The 21,323-nt window shown below is 37.5% G+C and carries 14 protein-coding genes; 1 reads left to right on the top strand and 13 read right to left on the bottom strand.

What is annotated here, in order from left to right:
- Window positions 1-2: 2 nt before the first annotated feature.
- The 13 genes from AC07YT_RS12620 to AC07YT_RS12680 form a co-directional block, all read right to left on the bottom strand.
- On the bottom strand, window positions 3-1,427 hold the full coding sequence (locus tag AC07YT_RS12620; RefSeq protein WP_086549397.1) for an alpha-L-fucosidase: 1,425 nt from the start codon (window positions 1,425-1,427) through the stop codon (window positions 3-5).
- 67 nt (window positions 1,428-1,494) lie between these two features.
- The gene (locus AC07YT_RS12625) at window positions 1,495-3,129 is read right to left on the bottom strand and encodes a SusD/RagB family nutrient-binding outer membrane lipoprotein (RefSeq protein WP_086547539.1); all 1,635 of its coding nucleotides are present in this window, start codon (window positions 3,127-3,129) and stop codon (window positions 1,495-1,497) included.
- Window positions 3,130-3,148: 19 nt separating this feature from the next.
- Window positions 3,149-6,604 carry a SusC/RagA family TonB-linked outer membrane protein gene (locus AC07YT_RS12630; RefSeq protein WP_086547540.1) on the bottom strand — a complete coding sequence of 1,152 codons (3,456 nt, stop codon included), beginning with the start codon at window positions 6,602-6,604 and terminating at the stop codon, window positions 3,149-3,151.
- A 120-nt stretch (window positions 6,605-6,724) separates the two neighbouring features.
- Window positions 6,725-7,912 carry an ROK family protein gene (locus AC07YT_RS12635; RefSeq protein ID WP_086547541.1) on the bottom strand — a complete coding sequence of 396 codons (1,188 nt, stop codon included), beginning with the start codon at window positions 7,910-7,912 and terminating at the stop codon, window positions 6,725-6,727.
- 179 nt (window positions 7,913-8,091) lie between these two features.
- Window positions 8,092-9,420 (bottom strand): monooxygenase, encoded by a 1,329-nt coding sequence (locus tag AC07YT_RS12640; protein ID WP_494945338.1) that lies wholly within the window; start codon window positions 9,418-9,420, stop codon window positions 8,092-8,094.
- A 4-nt stretch (window positions 9,421-9,424) separates the two neighbouring features.
- Entirely contained in the window at window positions 9,425-10,018 is a 594-nt protein-coding gene (locus tag AC07YT_RS12645; RefSeq protein WP_086547542.1) for a redoxin domain-containing protein, read from the bottom strand.
- Between the two features lie 64 nt (window positions 10,019-10,082).
- Complete coding sequence (locus AC07YT_RS12650) at window positions 10,083-11,765, bottom strand: SusD/RagB family nutrient-binding outer membrane lipoprotein (RefSeq protein ID WP_086547543.1); 1,683 nt, start codon at window positions 11,763-11,765, stop codon at window positions 10,083-10,085.
- A 26-nt stretch (window positions 11,766-11,791) separates the two neighbouring features.
- Window positions 11,792-15,094, bottom strand: coding sequence for a SusC/RagA family TonB-linked outer membrane protein (locus AC07YT_RS12655; RefSeq protein ID WP_086547544.1), 3,303 nt, complete (start codon window positions 15,092-15,094; stop codon window positions 11,792-11,794).
- Between the two features lie 310 nt (window positions 15,095-15,404).
- Window positions 15,405-16,598 (bottom strand): signal peptidase I, encoded by a 1,194-nt coding sequence (gene lepB, locus AC07YT_RS12660; RefSeq protein WP_086547545.1) that lies wholly within the window; start codon window positions 16,596-16,598, stop codon window positions 15,405-15,407.
- A 144-nt stretch (window positions 16,599-16,742) separates the two neighbouring features.
- The gene (gene dapB, locus AC07YT_RS12665; RefSeq protein WP_086547546.1) at window positions 16,743-17,477 is read right to left on the bottom strand and encodes a 4-hydroxy-tetrahydrodipicolinate reductase; all 735 of its coding nucleotides are present in this window, start codon (window positions 17,475-17,477) and stop codon (window positions 16,743-16,745) included.
- 245 nt (window positions 17,478-17,722) lie between these two features.
- On the bottom strand, window positions 17,723-18,448 hold the full coding sequence (locus AC07YT_RS12670; protein WP_086547547.1) for a DUF5683 domain-containing protein: 726 nt from the start codon (window positions 18,446-18,448) through the stop codon (window positions 17,723-17,725).
- On the bottom strand, window positions 18,448-19,356 hold the full coding sequence (locus AC07YT_RS12675) for a ParB/RepB/Spo0J family partition protein (RefSeq protein WP_086547548.1): 909 nt from the start codon (window positions 19,354-19,356) through the stop codon (window positions 18,448-18,450). The genes AC07YT_RS12670 and AC07YT_RS12675 overlap by 1 nt, the downstream gene beginning before the upstream one ends.
- Window positions 19,357-19,363: 7 nt before the next feature.
- Entirely contained in the window at window positions 19,364-20,167 is an 804-nt protein-coding gene (locus tag AC07YT_RS12680; RefSeq protein WP_029280114.1) for a ParA family protein, read from the bottom strand.
- Window positions 20,168-20,347: 180 nt separating this feature from the next.
- On the opposite strand from AC07YT_RS12680, the gene AC07YT_RS12685 reads away from it, so the two are divergent.
- Window positions 20,348-20,869: an NADPH-dependent FMN reductase gene (locus tag AC07YT_RS12685; protein ID WP_086547549.1), complete on the top strand. Its 522-nt coding sequence runs from the start codon at window positions 20,348-20,350 to the stop codon at window positions 20,867-20,869.
- Window positions 20,870-21,323: the final 454 nt, after the last annotated feature.

Below are 21,323 nucleotides of genomic sequence, written 5' to 3' on the forward strand. Positions count from 1 at the left end.
AATTAATTGGTTTCGGGCGTAAAAGAAAAAGTCAAGGCTATTTTCTCGTCAGTTTTTGGAAGATTGAAATGTACCTTGCCCTCTTTTAGTGTCCATTTTACCTTTTGACTGGTACTTAAAATGGTAATTGGACTTCCTTTTTTAGGCATACTTCCCTGCCAGGAAATTTCATTACCCGGTGTATTGCCAAGTAAACTAATGCCGTAAATGGTTTTACCATCTTTACTTTGCGTAAACCAGTTTTGCCCATCATGATAATTTTTGGTGATCCGTGTTCCGTATATGGCAGCACCATTTTTACTGGTCCATTTACCTATTTCATCCAGTTTTGTAATGACATCTTCAGGTAATGTTCCATCTGCCTTAGGGCCAATGCCTAAAAGTAAACTTCCACCTTTGGCAACTATTTCTACCAGTTTATGAACCACTTCGCCAGCTGATTTATATCGGTCGTTGGGTACGAAACCCCATGCACCGCCTAAAGTCATACAGCTTTCCCAAGGATAATCCAATTGGTTCTCAGGGATTTTCTGCTCCGGGGTTTGGTAGTTTTCAAACTGGCCGTGTACGGTACGATCTACCACAATTAAACCAGGCTGTACTTTTCTGGCATCAGCGGCAATTTTAGGCATATCAATGTCCTGACTCCAATCGGGAATAGGTGCTCCCCATGAAAGTACTTCTTTATTTACGCTATTGCGCGGACGTACCCATCCTCCATCGAGCCATAAAATATCAATGCTTCCGTAATTATTCATTAATTCACCAATCTGGTTCTGGGTATAGCTTTTAAACTTATTCCAGCGCCATTGGTTCTTTCTGATATCGTAATTGTTATTTCTATCGGCAGTGGCATATTTGTCCCACCAATAATATTGAGAATGCCAGTCGGGTTTAGAAAAATAAGCTCCAATCATAAAGTTTTCTTTGCGGAAAGCATCGAACACATATTTGGCTACGTCTTTTCTTGCATTGGTTGCAAAAGGACCTTTGGCTATGCTATAATCAGATTCTTTGGTATCGAACATGGCAAAACCATCGTGATGTTTGGTGGTAAACACCAGGTACTTCATTCCGGCACTTTTACCTGCCTTAGCCCATTGTTCGGGGTTGAACTTCGTAGGGTTAAATTTTTCGCTTAAACCCCAATACCATTTTTTATAATCTTCGTATTTAATGGTACTGTCTCTGCCAATCCAATCTTCAGAGCAAATGGACCAGGACTCGATAATCCCTGGAACGGCATAAATTCCCCAGTGGATAATCATTCCAAACTTTTTATCCTGCCAGGTATCGAGCTTCTTTTTAACTGCATCATCTTTTGGCCATTCGTAAATCTCCGATTGGGGCATAATGTCGTTCTGTTGAGCAGAAGCATTAAATGCAAATAGAATAAAACAGAAAAGGAAGCAAATTTTTATTTTCATAATTAAGTTGTAAAAATCCCGGCCAAAAATTGGCCGGGACATTGTGTTTAATCAAATCGTTGTGCAACTAAGGCATCCAATAAACTTTCTTTTGGATCTGAACTTCAGGTCCTACGTTGCCACCAATAGCAGCAAGGTTTGCCGCATTATTGGTTTTTTCATCATCAGGATATGGCAACCTGTTATAGGTAGTGGGTGTATAAGTGGCGTCCTTGGGTGTTAAGCCAGTACGGCGCACTGTACACCAGGTCTCCACAGCGTTAAACATGCTTGCTAACCACGATTGGGTAATTATTTTTTTATAATTTCCAGCTACATCACCTGCGGTAAATTTCACTGCAGGATTATTGGTAAATACATCAATTTGTGCCTGTGTAATTGGACCAGGTTTGGCGGATGTTGGCCAAATAGCTGTTGTATTACTGTTTACAGTAGTATACCAAAAATTTACTGAAGCTCTCATGCCTAAGTTATACTCTGTTTCTGCCAAAGCCTGATTTGCAGCCACACCTATCCCTTGATTGTAAATTTCTGCCTTTAAGAAATGTACATCAGCTTCAGAAATAATTACGTATGGAAAACTCTGATAATCACGAACCAGATAATAATTGAAAGAAGCGAACTTATTGTCAGGATCGCTACCTGGCGCCATTGGCGCATTAGCTGATGTATTTGGATACGGGGTACCGCCATCTGCAATAGTTCCGTTTTGAGGCTGAGGTACCCATTTACCTGCGTTGTTAGGCATAAACCAAACTTTATAACGCGGATCGAAGAAACCTGAACCATCATCTGCATTAGTTGATGACATCTTAGCAAATACATTAGAACTCATCCTGATATTAGAAACTGAAAGCTCACGAAATGCATACCAATACCGATCACCATAATCTGGACTATTTGGTACGATAACCAATGGAAAACTACCAAAATTGCTCTTGTATAGAGCCGTTAAATCCTGGTCATTCGGTAATGGATAAACTGATGGGTTACCCAGAATTTCAACAATTGTTTCTTTAGCTTTGGTTTGTAAATTGGTTTTACTTAAACGAACTGCATAGCGCAACCGAAGTGCATTGCCGAATTTTTTCCAGGCGACAAAATCATTCGCCAAAAAAGACTCGTAAGTACCAATAGAGCTCTGATTTGGACCTCCTATACCCGAGGTTGCAGCCTTTAAATCATCTAAAACGCTACTGTAAACAGACTCCTCTTTATCATATTTTGGCTGATAATTAGCTGCACCTTCTGTAGCAATACCCGCTTGACTATATGGTATATCTCCGTAACGATCTAACATTGATAACGTTTTTTGGGCCATTAGAATGTTGGCCATATATTTAACGTCGTTATATACACCCGGATTTGCTGAAGAACTGATCAGCTTTAACAGTTGTTTATAATCTGCCAAATCAGAATAATAATTACTCCAAAAAGAAGTGATATAATTTATATATGGCAGGTTTCGGTTTTGAACACCCTGTTGGTTTGTAATTGGCATAAACAAACCGGCATATATGGTATAATCTTCTTCTGTTGCACGTTTAGCCAGGTTATTAAAAAAGCCTGCAGGCGTTGCTGTAGCAACAGTTGCATCTTTATATGGCTTATTTAATTCTTCGAAACCCTTTTTACACGATACCATACCAGCCATTAGCGATATGCCAAGTACCGTGTGGATTATTTTATGTTGAATTTTCATGTCTTAATGTTTTAAATTATTAAAATGAAGAACGTATCGTGAAACCAAACGATCTTGTTTTTGGTAGAGAATCGTATTCAATTCCTTGCATATTACCTATACTGTTTACTCCTTCTGGGTTTAGCCCTTTAGGTATGGTGGTAAAAATATAGAAGAGATCTCTTCCGACTAATGAAAGCGACAGGTTTTGAATGAATTTGGTTTTTTGAATGAATTTTGCAGGAACCTGATAAGTTAGGGCAACCTCTCTTAATTTCATCCACGAGTTTTTAAATACCGATGCAGAACGCGGTGTTCCGATGTGATTCCAGGCAGAAAAAGTACCTTGATAATACCATTGGTAGTTCACAACATCGTTATTTGGAGTAGCACTTGTAACGTTGCCTTGGGCATCGCGGGTTACGAAAACGCCGCCAAAATTAACTCCGGTATTTGCCGTAGTTCCGTCAGGATAAACCAAAGGCAAACCTCCGCCATTACGTTCTTTTAAGGTTTCCTCTAAGTTTCCACTTCCCATACCCGCAGCATAAGAACCAAAAAAAGTATCGCCTCCAATTTTTGCATCAGCCAATACGTATAGTGAAAATGCTTTATACTTAAAGGTGTTGGTAATACCTCCTGTTAAAAATGGCTGAGAATTTCCAATAGGCACTTCACCAGCCGTTTTTACCCATTGCGTACCTGCGTAATAGGTTTTTCCGTTAACAGTATATTGCATTGGCTGTCCATCTGTTCCTTCGGCGCGCATTACTACTTTTTGGCCATTGTAATAGGTAAAATCTCTACCATAAAGCGTTCCATAGTAATCGCCAACTGTAACGCGCTGAGAAATACCATTACCACCAAAAAAGTTACCCAATGTTAAAGTATTTACGCCATCTTGTAAAGCCAAGACTTTGGTTCTGGCATGCGCACCGCTAACCGATACATCCCAGCTAAAATCTTTTGTTTTGATTGGAGAGCCACTAACGATGAACTCAAAACCTGTGTTACCTAATGAGCCTGTATTAATTTTAACAGTATTAAAACCAGACGATAAAGCCAATGGGTTATCCAAAATCTGGTTAAAGGTTTTCATCGAATATGCAGTTAAATCTACGTTCAACCTGTTTTTAAAGAAGCCTAATGATATACCACCTTCGTATGATCTGCTTCTTTGTGGTTGCACACCTTCGAATTTTAATGTTCCTGGTAAACTCTGAGCTTGTTGGCCATTATTTGTAGATACATCCAAAACGTTAAAAATGGTGTAAGGATCGGTATCTGAACCTGTTTCTGCATAAGAAAGTTTCAGTTTACCAAAGCTTAACCATGGCAAACTGTTCTGCATACCTTTAATGCCATCAGTAAACACATAACTTAAATTAGCTGCAGGGTAAAAATAGGAGTTTGAGCCATTTGCCAATGTACTCGACCAGTCATTACGTGCTGTAGCTTCTAAAAACAGATAATTTTTATAGGAAAGGTTTAGGAAACTGAATGCTGAGTTGATCTGTTTGGCATATTTGGTTTCTTGTGGTTGAGGAACCGGGTTTGCACCATTATTTAAAGCAAACACAAACGGTTTCACAAAATTACCAGCTGTAGAATTACTTGAAGTATAATCATTTCTGTAATACCTTTCCACACCTGCTGTTAAACTAGCATTAATCTCTTTGCCAAAAAGATTGTCTTTGTGCAAACGTGCAAAAGCTTGTAAATTGGTTGATAAATTTTTTGCCTGTGCCAATTTATAAGCGCCATTAGCTTGTCCCAATATATCCGTAGGTTGGTTTTTTACCGTAGTTACATCATTTGAATTATCTACACCACCTTGCGCAGTAATATTTAAGAAATCGGTTAAATCGGCCATTAACTTCATTCCACCTGTTAATCCGTTTCTGTTAAATACTGTATTGTTATTGTTTGCATTCCAATATTGATTACCTAAATAACCACCGCTGAAAGGGTAAGCTGGTGAACCTGCCGGAAAATTACTTTGGGTAAGTACATCTTTACGCGTATTGTTAGGACCATAGGTATTATCAAAATCCACGTAAGGATTATAATCTCTTGGCATAGAGTAGATTACTCCTCCAAGATAACCAGAACCAACAGAAGGCGCATTTAAGCGGGTGAAATTAACATAGCTTGCTGTAACCTCTGCAGTTAATTTTTTTGAAACTTTTAATGTAGAACCCAGATTAAAAGTGTTTGACTGCATATTACTGTTTAGTATGTTGGCTTTAGTGTCATTTCTGGTGTAAGAAAGTCGACCCGTAGCATTTTCACTTCCTCCGGAAATAGCCACATTATGACTCACTACAGAGCCATCAGGGAAGAAGGCCTTCCAGTTATCTGGCTGGGCAGAATAAGGTCTTAATACACCATCGTAATTTAAGATTGGCTGATTATCAAATCTTGGCCCCCACGACTGGCTTCCAGGATAACTGAAATAGGCGTCGGTTAATTTACCATTAGGATAAGGAACAGTACCAAAAGAATTGCTTAAATAGGTTCCTGTTGGGTTATATCCATTTCCAATCTGATAACGTTGTCCTGCACCATTAGTAGGAAACATTTTACTATTGTCGGCAGTAAGCATTGAAGCTACACCGCCTTGTCCGTATTCATTTTGAAAATTTTGTATTTCGTACGGATTGGTGTGTCGGTAAGAGTAATTATAATCAATACCAAGCCCTGGCCTGTTACTACCTTTTTTACGGGTAATTAAAATAACACCATTACCACCTCTTGCACCATACAATGCTGCAGCAGCCGGGCCTTTTAATACGGTAATATTTTCTATATCATCCTGATTGATGAAGTTCATGCCTGTACCCCAATCATTATTGGAGGAAACATCAGCACCCGTACTCCCGGCAACAGATGAAGTATTGTTACCATTCACATTGGCAGGATCATTATTAAGCGCAACACCGTCAACAATAATCAATGCCCTATTATCGCCCGTTAACGAGGTATTTCCACGGACAACAATTCTTGATGAGCCGCCTTCTACACCTCCACCCGATTGTGAGATTTGTAAACCAGCTACTTTACCCATCAAACCCTGCGCTATAGTTGGCGCCTGGCCAATGATTAAGTCTTTACCTGCAACCTCTTGCGTAGAGTAGCCTAAAGCTCTTTTTTCTCTCTTAATGCCAAAAGCTGTGGTTACCTGAACTTCATCCAAACTATTGGATGATGATTCTAACCTAACATTTACTGTTGAAGATGCGCCAACAGTAATTTCTTTTGAAACATAACCGACAGATCTAAAAACAAGGACATTTCCTTCTGCCGCAGAAATAGAGAATTTACCCCCAGCGTCTGTCTGGGTAGCTTTGGTTGTGCCTTTAATAGAGACACTTACACCTGGTATTGGTCCAGATGCTTCCACTACCGTACCGGTAATGGTTTTTTGCGCAAAAGCGGTTATTGTCAAAAAGGTTAACAAAAACACACTTAAGCACTTTAAGTACATTTTTTTCATAATTCGTTTAGGTTAGTATTTGTTAAAGTTGGTTCAAAATTTGGTTTAGTGGTTCTTTTTTACTCCCTCATAGTATTGGTTATTAGTTAAAAATTATTTTAATTATTTGCTTGGTTTTCTTTATTCAAACAGGCTATTTTCGACCATCAAACTGGCTGCAGCCAATAATTCAGCTTCATCGCTTAGGCTAGAACATTTAATTTCCGTTTGTTCAGCTACCCGCGGTATACAAAATTCGTTAATGGCCTGTTGTATCGGCGGCAGAAGCATTTTCCCTGCTTTTGCACCACGTCCACTTAATACAATACGCTCAGGATTCATAATATGGATTAAAGTGGCTAATCCTTTACCAATCTGAAATGCGGCATCAGCTAATATAGAAATGGCCACAGGATCCTGTTTTACAACTGCGTTTAAGAAATGATCGACATGGCTTTTACTTTTATCATTAAAAAGCGTTTTTAAACTTGTTTCTTCTCCGTTTTTTACGGCTTCTTCTGCTTTCTGAACCATCACCAAAAGCGATGTTTCCACTTCAAGGCAACCCCGTTTACCACAAGAGCATAAGGTATTTGAATTAGATAAAGGAATATGACTAAACTCACCCGCGTAGCCGCTACTACCCCGGTATAATTTGCCATTAATAATCATCCCTAAACCTGTACCCCAGCCAATATTCACAACGAGTACATCTTTTAAGTTTCTTGCTTCACCAAAGTTTAATTCAGCTAAGGCGATCAAACTCGAGTCGTTATCTATGTAAACTGGTAATCTTAGTTTTTTAGCGAGATAGTCTTGCAGACTTATATCGTTTTCAACCTGCATAAACGAATAGTTCATTCCTTTTTCTGCATTCACAAAACCCGGCATGCCAATACCAATCCCCAATAAATTTTCTTTATCGATTGTTGATTTTTTAATGCAATGATCAATGAATTCAATTAAAGTATCGGCACTTTTACTTTGGGTCATATCTAAATCGATCACCTGCGTTGGCAAAACCTGGTGATTGGACAAATCATATATGGTTAACTGACTCGTTAACTGATCCATGGCTACGGCTATTATATACCGCTTATAATCGGGGTTTAATAAAAAATTTAAAGGGCGGCGGCCTCCGGTAGATGGTGCCAATCCTTGCTCTATAATTAAGCCATCCTCTATTAATGCATTTACAGTCGATGTAATTAAAGGCAAACTCTTTTTAGTGCGTTTACTTAAATCGGTTAGAGAGGATTTCTTTTTATAATAAAGCAGTTTAATGATGTCGGCCCTTAATCGTTGTGCTTTCTTAATAGTTGCTGACATTTTTAATTTGGTTTATATAAATTTATAAAAAAAATAAAAGAAAAGCAATCTTTTTAAAAAAATTAAAAAGAAAGTTATTTTATGGCAAATTAACTAAACCATGATGCTGGTTTGTTATTTAAATGCAGGAAGACTTAGCGTATCAGATAATTTTAACTTTTCTGAAAAGCTGAGGTTAATTATGGTTCACTAACAGACAAGTGTTCATCATCATCTTTATATGGCAAATACAGGATGATCAAAGTCATCATTTCATCAATACTTTTCATTTCTCCTCCACCATAAATATTTCTGGGCGGGTTAAATAAATTTTTTGGATTATTTTTCGAATTGTCATATGTCCCTTCAATAACCAAATACGAATCTTTAGGTATGATTACGGGTTTCTGATATTTATAAAGTTCCTGCCAGTTAAAATCCCATTTTTGAATAGATATGAGTTTTATAGTATCTTTTTGCGGGCTTATTGCATAAGCTTTAAAATCTTTACCAAGCAAATGCATATGAGGCCAAACACCCAAAATCGATTGTTTTTCCGGATTGGTGATTTTTAACCTGAAAGAACGAATGCTATCTGCGGGAATCATAAAGTATGGGGTTATTTCCTCTTCTGCTATCCCACCAGAACCCAAGTTCACTACATCAATAACTCTTTCAACAGGTTGTTTTGTAAAAAAGAAGTTAATAGAAGAAAAATCTACTTCATCTTTACCTGTAGGTGCGTAATGCATCGTTAAAAGAATTACACCTCTTTTAGGCATTAACCAGCCAATATTCTTCGGATAAGATTCGTACTTTGTTCCCGGAATCCATCCGCCATAATAAATCATGTTACTTTTATAGACATTGTAGGCTGAAAAGCTATCTTCATTAGTTTCACCAACTGTTGTGTTGATAAACTCAGGAGATTTATCTAAGGGAATATTATCCGGCACATCATAAATAGCAAAATTAGCATGGTGAATTACTTTTCTGTTTTTAGAAACAAATTCGATGGCTTCAACATTTTGTGTCCTGGCAAATTGAAAAGGGATTTTAAAAACAATAAACCTTTCCTTATTATCTCCTTTAATAGCAAAAGGCTTGGTCATATTTAAAACGGCATCAGGCTTACGATGGTAGCTAGTACCTGAATGGTATTTTGTTAGAATAGCAGTTGCCAATTTATTAGGTGTACCAGCAGGCATTTTATCATCAATCCAATCAATGATGATTTTTTTCTCAGCATCTGTTAGTTTTCTATTTCCCTGGAAAGGGATTTCAGCATAATGATCATCTGCTTTCCATGGCGGCATATAGCCCGATTTTATGACTTTCTTAATAAACGATGCTCTCTTGGAAACATCTTCATAAGAAATCAAAGGAAATGGCCCTGCTTCTCCAGCCCGATGGCAGGAGGTACATTTATTATAGATAATTGGCGCTACATCTTCATAGAAAGTTTTTTTTTGAGCATAAACAAAATTTAAGTTTATCAAAAACAAGATTGGTAAAATTATTTTCCTCATTTATCTAAAGATCATTAATATAACAGCCAATTGGCTTTGTGGCACTAATTGTAATTTTTTTATTCATCTCAAGCTCTTCTATTGCATCAGCAAGGAAATGTTTTGATACCATTTGCCTTTGTTGACCCAATTCAATTATTTTATCATCCACCAGTCCGGAATAAGCGATATTCCCCTTGGCGCTTAACAAAACAACCTGGGGAGTTACCGTGCCATTCAATAACTGAGTTAAGTGTTTCTTGTCATCCAGAATAGTTGTAAATAACACTTTATAATCTTTAATAAAAGCTTTAATATCTTTTAGTGTATAAGATTTCCCTGGAAATACGCCTATAAACTCACAATTTTTATAGGTATTTTTTAGTCGGTTCAGCTCAGGTATATAATTTCTACTTAAGGGACACTCTGGTGAAAGAAAGATGAATACTGTATTTTTATAATTTTTTATCGCTTGTTTTGTGCTTACAGAAGTCGGGTTAATAATCTTCACCTGCGGCCATAATCCTGTTTCCTGAACATGAAAGCGCTGAGCCGACACTTCATTCAAAAAGATTATATAAAATAGAATTGATATGATAAATACAATGCGATTTCTCATTTTTAAAGCTAATTAAAATGGCCGGATATACCGGCCATTTTCACTTAATAAAGATAATAATAACTTATGGCATATCCCACCAAACTCGTCCTTTAACATCAGTTGGTTGTCCAAAATAAGACTCTTTAGCCATTTCTGCGATTGCACTTTGCTTATTTGCAAAATTAGCATCACCGGCCAAAGGGAAGTTGATTACAAACCTTCTAGGTATTGGTTGCACCTGACCTGAGAATGTAAAATCTTCTACCACTAAAGCCGTTTGCGCATTAGGCATGCCCGTTCTTTTAAGCAGTGCCCAACATTCGTTATAGTTTTTATAGAAGTTAAGGTACTGCTGAATTAAAATTTGTTCTAATCCTTTTGCCGGATTATAAACGATTTCTGGTTTAGCTTTGTAGGCTGTAGCCGCATTAGGATCCAGAGCAGCATAATCGGCTAAAGCTGCCGCTTTAGCTATTCTATCATAAGTGGTGATAGATGCATCAATTCCTTTATAATACCATTCAGAAGCGCTCTCGCTTGTTATATTTCTTGCGGCTAATTCAGCACGTAGAAAACAGATATCAGCATAGGTTAGTATTAAAAATGTTGCCGACCCTGTACCTGAGCTGAGTGCTGGCGTGAACATACGATATTGAATTGCAGATATCGTATCTAAATTACCGCTCTTGATTACAACAGGGCTAAAGAATTTTTGCTTAGCTGGGATTGTATTTGCATCCGGGCTTGTAAACTGACCATAATAGCGTCTTGAATCGAAAACCGAGTTTGCCGGTATTTTCCCTTCAGTTTTAGCTGCATCAAAGTTTTCTTGTGTCCATGAATTTTTTTGGTAAAACAATGGTAATCTTGGATCGTTGTTTCTCCACATAAAATCCACTGTTCCATTTGCTCCATAAGCACCCGAGGCACTAACATCCCAGTTACCTGCACCAATAAAATTACTTCCAGCTTTTAATGACCAATCGTCATCTGGTGAAGCCATTAAATCAGCTGCGCTGTTTGTTAATATATCAGTTGCTATTGCTTTAAGTTTTGCCGGATCTTTTTTAGATAAACGCATGGCAATTAATAAACGTAAGCTAGTTGCTGCCTTAATCCATTTAGGTATCGAACCTTGATAGTACAAATCATTATTACCCAAGCTAACCTGAGGTACCGCAGGCTGAGCTTTCAAAACTGCTACTGCATCTTTCAGCGTCTTTTCAAAATTATTGTACAGATTCTGTTGGGTATCGTAAACGGGTGTAAAAGTGCCATTATATCTGGCCTGAAAAGCTTCAGTATATGGGATACTTCCGTTGCCATCAGTTACAAACCAAGCCTCGTAAACCTTTAGTATTTCTGCAATGGTTTTCATTTGCACATACCTTGGTTTTTGATCATCAGCAAGCTTATCAATAGTTTTTTGAACATCAACCAGCAGGTTTCCAGAACTGTTGTAAAACCTTCCATACCGTTGGTTTATATTCCCTATTCCATCTGTAATTGTACTTGTATTACCTGTTAAGCCAACCATTTGTCTTGTCCACCTTGATACACCTCTATAGTTTTCATAGAAAGCTTCAAAGCTATCATCGTGCCAATTGGTTACCGCTTTGGTAAAAAGTGGTTCTGGTGCTATTGCAATAACCGCATCAGGATTAGTATTATATTCAGCAAATTTTTCTTTGCTGCAAGAATATATTAAAAGTGTTGAGCTTATAAACGCCGACACTATAACAACATTATATTTTGAATATTTCATAATATCAATTTTATAAAAAACAGTGATTAAAAACTACCATTAATACCTAAACCAAATGTTCTAACATAAGGGGTACCGCCACCTAAAAATGCTCCACCAGCTCCAGTACTTGTAAAGTCATTAACATTTAGGTTATCTGGTGCATTGTTGTATAGAAAACCAATATTTCTGGCACTAGCATAAACCTTAACCCCATTCATTTTTATTTTAGATACAAACGCTTTTGGCAGATCGTATGATAAAGTGATATCTCTTACGGCAACCCATGATGATTTGAAAGCACCACGTTCTCTGATACCATTACCCCATCCATTTGAGTTATTATAGTATCTCCAGGTTATGGTCGGAATTCTTAATCCCTTATCAATGGCTTGCTGATGACTCATGCCACCTACATTAACACCGTTTATTATTGTTCCATCGGCAAATACACCATCTAAAACTACGCCAATTTCCTGGTTTCCGGCCTCAGTATAAGCTGTACCGCCATTTTCAACAGTACGGCCAAACAATGTGTTTTTTAGATTACCAGTTTGACTACCGTAAAAATAAGTATCAGAAAATACATAACCACCAAATTTAGCATCAATCAATGCACTCAACGACAATGATTTGTAAGTAAATACATTTCTAATACTACCATAAAATTTAGGAAGGGTAGAACCAATAGTACTTTCAGATTCTAAGCCATTTGCATAGTTAGATGCTCTGGTATAAAAAGCACCTCCTGTACCTGCCGGAGAAATTACGCGTTTACCATTATTTGGATTGTCAATTGGATTTCCATTCGCATCTCTTGCCTGATATTTTGCATAACCATAGGCTGCTACCAATGTAGAATACTCTCCTCCTACTTTTGCTATGGTTCTAATACCATCACCACCTTCCAATTGTACTGTTGTTACACCTGGAGCCAATGATATTATTTTATTCCTATTTCTGGTGTAATTAAAGAATGCATCCCAAGAAAATGATTGTGTCTTAATAGGTGTCCCTGACAAAATAAATTCGATACCTTGATCCTGTACATCCCCACTATTAATCAATCTATTTTGCACACCTGATTCGGATGGAACCGAAAGATTAATAATTTGATTTTTAGTATTTTTTCTATAGGCTGTAAAATCTAAACCTAACCTATTTTTAAACATCTTAAGCTCTATACCTATTTCTTTACTAAAGGCTCTTAAAGGTTTAAGATCTGGATTGCCTAATGTCTGGCTATCGAAACCATACTGCTCGATATTTGCTGTATTACTATTCACCGCTTGATAGTTGCTACCTTTTAAGTAATAACCTGTATTTGACCGGTAAACAACAGTACCTCCACCGGTTACAACGTAAGAAGCACGTAATTTTCCATACGAGAAAACACTCGGCATTTTTAAAGCATCAGTAAAAATCCAGGCTAAATCGGCACCCGGATAAAAATAATTATAGTTACCGGTTCCATTTGAATATACCAATGTAGAGTTCCATTCTTTACGCGCGTATAAATTTAGTGTTAACCAATTTTTATACCCTATACTACCTTGTGCATATGATGCAAACACCTGACTGATATTCGGTGTTCCTTCACCCACAGTTGGCGTATTTATTGAATTTGAAAGTCTATATTGAGCAGGAACTTTTAAACCTCCGGATGTACCATAATTTGCACCTTTACTCTGGGAACGTACTACTTCAGAGCCTAATTGCAAAAACAAATCGAAATCGTTTACTTTATGATTTAAATTTAAACCTGCTCTATATCTACTATCAATAACATTCCGGATTCCAGAACCGTAGTACCCACCTTTAAAACCTGGGTCTTGTCCAAGTTCTCTATCTTCTTTGTTTGTATTGTACCAGTTTAGTGATGCACTAGTTTCAAGCTGTAACCATTTGGTAAAATTAGTTTTTGCATTTATGGTTCCCCTAAAGTTATTTTCATTCTGAATTTGACTAAATTTATTTAAACGGAAAAACAATTGATTCGTAGTAAAAGGATCTACAGTACTTCTTCCTCCATTAACAGGATCAATATAATTATCTTTCCAATAATCTAAATCAAAATTGGTAGGATAACCCCATGTTAATCCATAAATAAGACTATTATCTCCAGAAATTCTTTGTGGATTAAATCCTCTAACATTAGAATATGATGCAGTTGCATCAATCACTACTGCATCGCCTAAGCGTTGCGTACCTCTAAAATTAAAAGTATGACGATTTAATTTATTATACGGGCTTATTCCTTTTGTAAAATTATTTGCATAAGAAAAACGAAAAGTAGTTTTTTCATTTCCTCCCTGCATGGAAATATTACTATTCACATAACGTCCTGTTTCGTACAAACTTAACGGGTTGTTTAAAATGCTATTGCTAATTTGTCTTCCATCAATGTCTAAAATCGTCGATCCATCTAATTTAGGGCCAAAACTAAAACCATAAGAAGCTGAATTTATCTGGTTCATCCCATTCGCCCCTTTAATAAAATCTCTTGGAGTAAATCCTGATCCATATTCCTGCTGCATATCAGGTAGTGCATATGCATTATCGAATGTTTCATCATGGCTAAATGAAATACCCAATCCCTTTTGAGCAAAACCCTTTTTGGTTGTGATCAAAAGCACACCATTTATTGCTCTACTTCCATATAATGCAGTTACTGATCCGCCTTTTAAAACCGAAATACTTTCAATATCATCAGAATTAATACTCTTTAACACATTTCCAAAATCCTGATCACCTGCTCTAGCTGGACTCATTGCATCATCTGATAATATAACACCATCAACAACTATTAAAGGTGTATTTTCTGAGCCATATAAACTCGATGCCCCCCTTATTTGAAATTTTGGACTTGATTGTGGTCCCCCAGTACCTGGCTGCACCATCATCCCTGGTACCAATCCTTGTAACGCGGCGATGGGATTTATTGTATTGGCAGCACGTATCTGGTCTCCTTTGATATTATTCATGGCATACCCCAAATTTCTTGTATTCCTTTCTTCACCTAAACCAGTTACAACTACTTCACCCAATGCTTTCGCATCATCCAATAATGTAACATTGATTGTATTGTTATCTCCTACCGATACTTCCTTATTCAGGTAGCCTAAATATTTAAAAACAATGGTTGAATTTGATGGTACTGACAGTGTGTACTTTCCTTCTGTTGAGGTAGAAGTTCCTTTGGTCGTTCCCTTTAGGAAAACACTTACGCCCGCTAATGGCAGACCCTGGTTGTCCGTTACAGTACCAGAAACGGTTTTTTGCGCAAAAGCAGAAATTGTTGCCATACATAACAACAAAATACTTAAGCTAGTTAAGTAAATTTTTTTCATAATCTGTTTGGTAATGGTTAGTTAAATTGATTAGTTACTTTACTCAGTATTACTTCATTAATCTATGCTGCTACGCTCTAAATAGCAAAAAAATTAACTATAGGGCTACTGAAAACCCTGGTTTTTGTCAGAAGAAGTGAATATGAATATACGGTTAGATTTTTACATGTTTTTTACTAACTGCTGACATAACAAACTTATGAAAAAAAAACATAAACAATGAAAACTTTTTAATTTTTTTAAAAAGGTGATTTTGACACAAAAAAAGCCTGCATCATGCAAGCTTTTTTCTAAAAAATTATCGTATAAATTAGTGGATCCCCATAAACAACCTGCTCCACCTTATTTTATGTAGGAAGGATGCCGTACTATCCCAGCTCATCCAAACAAATAAAGCTTTACCTACGATATGGTCTTCAGGCACAAAACCCCAATAGCGCGAATCGGCCGAATTGTGGCGGTTATCACCCATCATCCAGTAATAGTCCATTTTAAAAGTATAAGTGGTAGCTACCTTGTCATTAATATACCAAACACCGGCTTTTTGCTCTACTTTGTTTCCTTCGTAGGTTCTAATGGCCCTGTAATACAGTGGCATGGTATTGCTATCGATTTTAACAGTCCATCCTTTTGAAGGGATTTTAATCGGTCCGAAGTTATCCCTGTTCCAAACCCTGTTTGGATCGTTAGGGAAAACACCACCTGGAACAGCTCCGGCAGGATCAGGACTTAAGGTTACTGATTTTACAAAATCGAAAGTTTTAAGTTTCTCTGCAATTTCGGGTGAGGCATCTAAAATATAAGTATTGGCAGCCACCGCTGGCGCACCTCCTAAATTTAAATTAAACTCATCAAGCGCTGCGTAATTAAAGTCCATGGTTTTAAACTCGATGCGGTATGGCATCATCCCGGTGTTTTTTAAAGGCTCATTTTTGCCATTTACATTGGCAATACCGTTGCTCATCGAAATGACATCGCCCGGAATACCAATACATCTTTTAATAAAGTTTTCACGTTTATCAACCGGACGGTCTATGATCGTAAATGTGCTTCTCACCTGCTGCCTGCCCATGCTCCGTTCTAAAGCATAGTAACTTTCTGCCTGGTTTTCTACAGCAACGGTATCGCCTTCGGGAAAGTTAAATACCACGACATCGTTTCTTTTAATTTTAGATAAACCTGGTAAACGGTGATATTTCCATTGTACGCCATCCCAGTAAGCTTTGGTTGAAGTGGTTAGCGGCATGGTATGATGCGCAAAAGGAAAAGCTACAGGTGTCATCGGAATACGTGCACCATAATTAACCTTACTTACAAAAAGGAAATCGCCAATCAGCAAAGATCTTTCCATCGAACCAGATGGTATGGTGTAAGCCTCGATAAAAAATACGCGGATGATGGTTGCGGCTACTACTGCAAAAACAATTGCATCGACCCACTCGCGGGTTTTAGTTTTTTTCTTCTTTGGGGCATCTTTTTTTCGCTGCCAGAATTTATAATTCATATATCTTATTTTTGGTTTGCGATTTATTAATCGGTTACCTGTTATCTTTCGTTGATTCCACAGATTTATTTTTGACTGGGTAAATCTGTTAACTGTTTAAATTGATTATCTAAAAATTGCCAATTGTTAACTGAAAACTATCTTCTATTCAAAAATATCAGTAATACTGAAAAATCCCTTTTTATCTTTTAACCACTCTGCTGCTACTACAGCACCTAAAGCAAATCCCGCTCTGTTGTGGGCCGTATGTTTAATTTCTATTTCATCAACCTCGCTACTGTAAATTACAGTATGTGTGCCTGGAATATTTTCTATCCTATGCGATTCTATCAGCAATTGTTCTGCTTTCGGAAACAATTCAACATCAGTTCCTACCACTTCATTTAACCACTCCTGTTTTCTGTCCAGGTTATCTACAATCCCTTCTGCAAGGGTAATGGCTGTACCGCTTGGTGCATCCAGTTTTTGTGTATGGTGAATTTCCTCTACCTGAACCTCGTAGGCAGGATAGTTATTCATCAGCTTGGCCAGCGTTTGATTCAGCTTAAAGAATAAATTTACGCCAATACTAAAGTTAGACCCATAAAGTAAAGTATTGTTACTGTTGTTGCAATCGTCTTTTACTTCCTGAAGTTTGCCGTACCAACCAGTTGTACCCACTACTATCGGCACATTGGCATCAAAACAGGCATCAATATTTTTTAAAACCGAATCAGGTGTACTAAAATCGATGGCTACATCAGCTGATTTTAAATTTTGTCTGGTTAAATCTTCCTGATTATCGATCGTTATTTTTAAAACAATTTCGTGGCCACGTTCTACAGCAAATTTTTCGATAATCTGCCCCATTTTACCGTATCCTAAAAGCGCAAGTTTCATCTGTTTATAGTTTAGTTTTAATTGTGATGAAGCGATCAGATTTTTCGAATGCAGTTGTTTTAATGGTGTTCAAGCAGGCTTGAGCCATTTAATCATCCCATTGTGGTTTGAAAAATCATGATGGTTTTATCTGTTTATATTTATTTCAGTTTTTATTCTTGTTTTTTTGTGCTTAACCTGAACTGGCAAAACCTCATAATTTCAAATATAGTATCCTATATGGCGTATCATGATGTTTTTGGTAATTAAAATGTTAGTGATAGTTTTAACGCTGGTGTTGCATTGAAACCATACATCGAATTGGTATTAATCATCGATGGCATTACCTTAAAAGAAAGGTTATCATCAATATTGAAGAAATGCAAACGGGCTGCAACATAAGCATCTACGATATTGGCGAAATAAACTAAACCGTAAGAAAACAATACAATCTGTTTATTTCTTCTATAGGTATCTTTACGCTGGGTGATGCCTGAAGTAGAATAACGGCTACCAAAAGGGCCGTTAGGATCAGGTTGATCACTATGCGAATCGCGATACTGTAATTCGGTTAGGGCTAAATTATATTGTTTGCTACTTTCGATGTACGACATGGTCAGCACGGTTATTCCACCGTAAATACCTGCAATTTTAGCACTTGTATACAATTTCTGCCATATCTGACTTTTACCCGCCCTTGGACCATAGCCGTCGCTAAGCAATTGCATATTGTACAATTGGCCCCAGCCCGGTATAATCATCGATCTGAAAACCGCCTTTCTACCGGCAACCTTACCCGGATTAACATACTTGGCTTTCATTGAGTCCTTTCGGGTCATTGGTTTTTTAGCCGCAGTATCTAACGATTTAGATAATTTAATTTTCGAAGTATCAGCAGGTTTTAATACCGTATCCTTAACCTGCGCTGAGGCTAAGTTTACAAGAAAAAATGTAAATGCAGTAACCAGTATTAAAAGCTTAGTCTTTTGCATTACCAGTCTAATAACTCTAAAATTCGGTTTAAGTCGTCATCACTCATAAAAGGAATTTCTATTGCCCCTTTACCATTCTGACTTACTTTTAACTTTACACGGGTGGCAAATTTAGAAGCCAGATCGTCCTGTAATTTTTGATATTGAAAAGAAACGGCTTTTTCTTTCGATTTTTCGCCGGCTTTTAAAGGCACATGTTGTAAATTACGTACAAGCTCTTCTACCTTACGTACCGATAATCCTTTTTCTAAAATTTCCTGGTGGATAAACAGTTGCTTGTCAACACCATCCACATTAATTAAGGCCCTTGCGTGCCCCATACTAATTTTCTGATCGCGGATGGAAGCCTGAATAGCCGGCGGAAGTTTTAATAAACGCAGGTAATTGGTAACTGTTGTACGGTTTTTACCTACACGTTCGCCTAATTGTTCTTGTTTTAAACCTACCTCATCAATCATCCTTTGGAAACTCAATGCGACTTCAATCGCATTTAAATTTTCACGCTGAATATTTTCGATCAGGGCCATTTCCAGCATCTGCTGATCGTTGGCACTGCGGATGTAAGCAGGAATCTGTGTTAAGCCAGCAAGCTTGGAAGCCCTGAACCTACGCTCACCAGAAATAAGCTGGTATTTGTTTGCGGCCAGTTTTCTAACCGTAATGGGTTGTATTAAACCTTGTACCTTAATCGAGTCGGCAAGCTCGTTTAAAGCTACCTGGTCAAATTCGGTACGGGGTTGGTATGGATTGGTTTCAACTTCAGTTAAACTTACGTGACTGATATTGCCAATCTGCTCGGTTTCGCTAACAGCATTTACCTGCTGTTTCGGCGGATGAGCAGATTCGCTATCATCTAAAAGCGCACTTAACCCTCTTCCTAAACCTGTTTTTCGCTGAAAAGATGTCATCTATAATTTATAAAGTTGCTGTTCCTATGTTTTCTTCTTCCTTTAAAAGGCCGTTTTTCTTTACAATTTCGCGTGCAAGGTTCAGGTAATTAATGGCGCCTTTGCAATTCGCATCGTGCATAATTACCGAAACGCCATAACTAGGCGCTTCACTTAAACGTGTATTACGCTGAATAATGGTATCGAAAACCAGTTCGTGGAAATGCGTTTTCACCTCTTCTACCACCTGGTTTGATAAACGTAAACGCACATCGTACATGGTCAATAAAATACCTTCGATTTCCAGATCAGGGTTTAGACGGTTCTGAACAATTTTGATGGTATTTAATAACTTACCCAAACCTTCCAATGCAAAATACTCACACTGAACCGGGATAATCACCGAATCGGCTGCTGTTAAAGCATTGATGGTAATTAAACCTAGGGATGGAGAACAATCGATAATAATAAAATCATACTGATCTTTGATTTTCTCCAACACCGCTTTCATTTTGTACTCGCGGTTATTCAGGTTAATCATCTCGATTTCCGCACCAACCAGATCGATGTGGGCAGGCAATAAATCTAAATTTGGTGTATCCGTTTTTTGGATGGCCTGTAAAGGATCGATATCATTAATGATACACTCATAAATACTATCTTTAATATTCCGGGGATCGAAACCGATACCTGAAGTCGAATTTGCCTGAGGATCAGCATCAACCAGTAAAGTTTTGTATTCTAGTACGGCCAAACTCGCAGCCAGGTTTATAGATGAAGTTGTTTTACCAACACCACCTTTTTGATTTGCTAATGCAATAATTTTGCTCATCTATGTATCCGAAATTTACTTAACGTTTATTTGGGCTGTGTTATTTATGCGTTTTAATTGGCAAAAAGTTCTATTTTTGCGTTGTTTACGGCCTTTTTCACAATCAGCTAAGATACAAACTATATGGCAATTTTAGCAAGAAGCGTGTTTGGGTTTTACACATCTTATTAACAATTATCCATGATCACAATTATAGCCGCTACCAACAGGCCCAATAGCAATACGCTAAAAGTTGCCAAATATTACCATAAGCAACTAAAAGAAAAAGGCGCTGATGCCAATTTGTTCAGCCTGGAGCACCTGCCTATAGATGTTTTGAATACGGATATGTACGGCAAACGATCGGAAGCTTTTCAGGAAATCCAGAACATGATTAATAACACCGAAAAGTTTTTGTTTATCATGCCAGAGTACAACGGAAGTTACCCTGGCGTACTAAAAGTGTTAATAGATGCCTGCAATTTTCCTGATAGTTTTTATGATAAAAAGGCCGCTTTAGTTGGTATTTCTTCCGGTAAATATGGCAATATCCGCGGGGTAGATCATTTTACAGGTGTTTGCCATTATATTCACCTGCATATCCTACCCTTACGTTTGCACATCCCGAATATTAAAACCGAATTAGACGCCGAGGGCAATTTAAGCCAACCCGATACCATTAAGTTCACCACCGAGCAGATCGAGAAGTTTATTAAATTCTAATCTTCATTCATTTTTCTGCAGCCTGCAATGCCAAATCTTAGTACAGAATTTGCCACCTAAACCCGATGGCAGCGGCACGAAGTAAAGCGTACAGCGGGAATGCTTCAACCTAAATGTTACTAAATCTGCTTTCCAAAAAAAATAAAGGGTTCATTTTTAATAAAGTTTTGTTTGTTAGGAAAAGCAGCACCTGTATTTCATATGAGCGTCACTCCTGCTTTCTGTTACAAGTCCTCGCTGCGCTGTGGGCTTTTCACGTCAATCAGGTTTAGGAAACAAAAAACAGTGCTTTAAACTTTCAGGAACAATAGTCTATTATAATGAAAAGATTTCTTTCACAATATTGCAACCCTAAATCTTAGTACAGACCGTGCCACCTAAACCCGTATTCTATGGTTTATGCAAATAAAAAGTTTTTTTTCTGAGAAGCATTACTTTAGATTTATGCAGCAGG

The sequence above is a fragment of the Pedobacter sp. GW460-11-11-14-TSB4 genome, assembly GCF_059423705.1.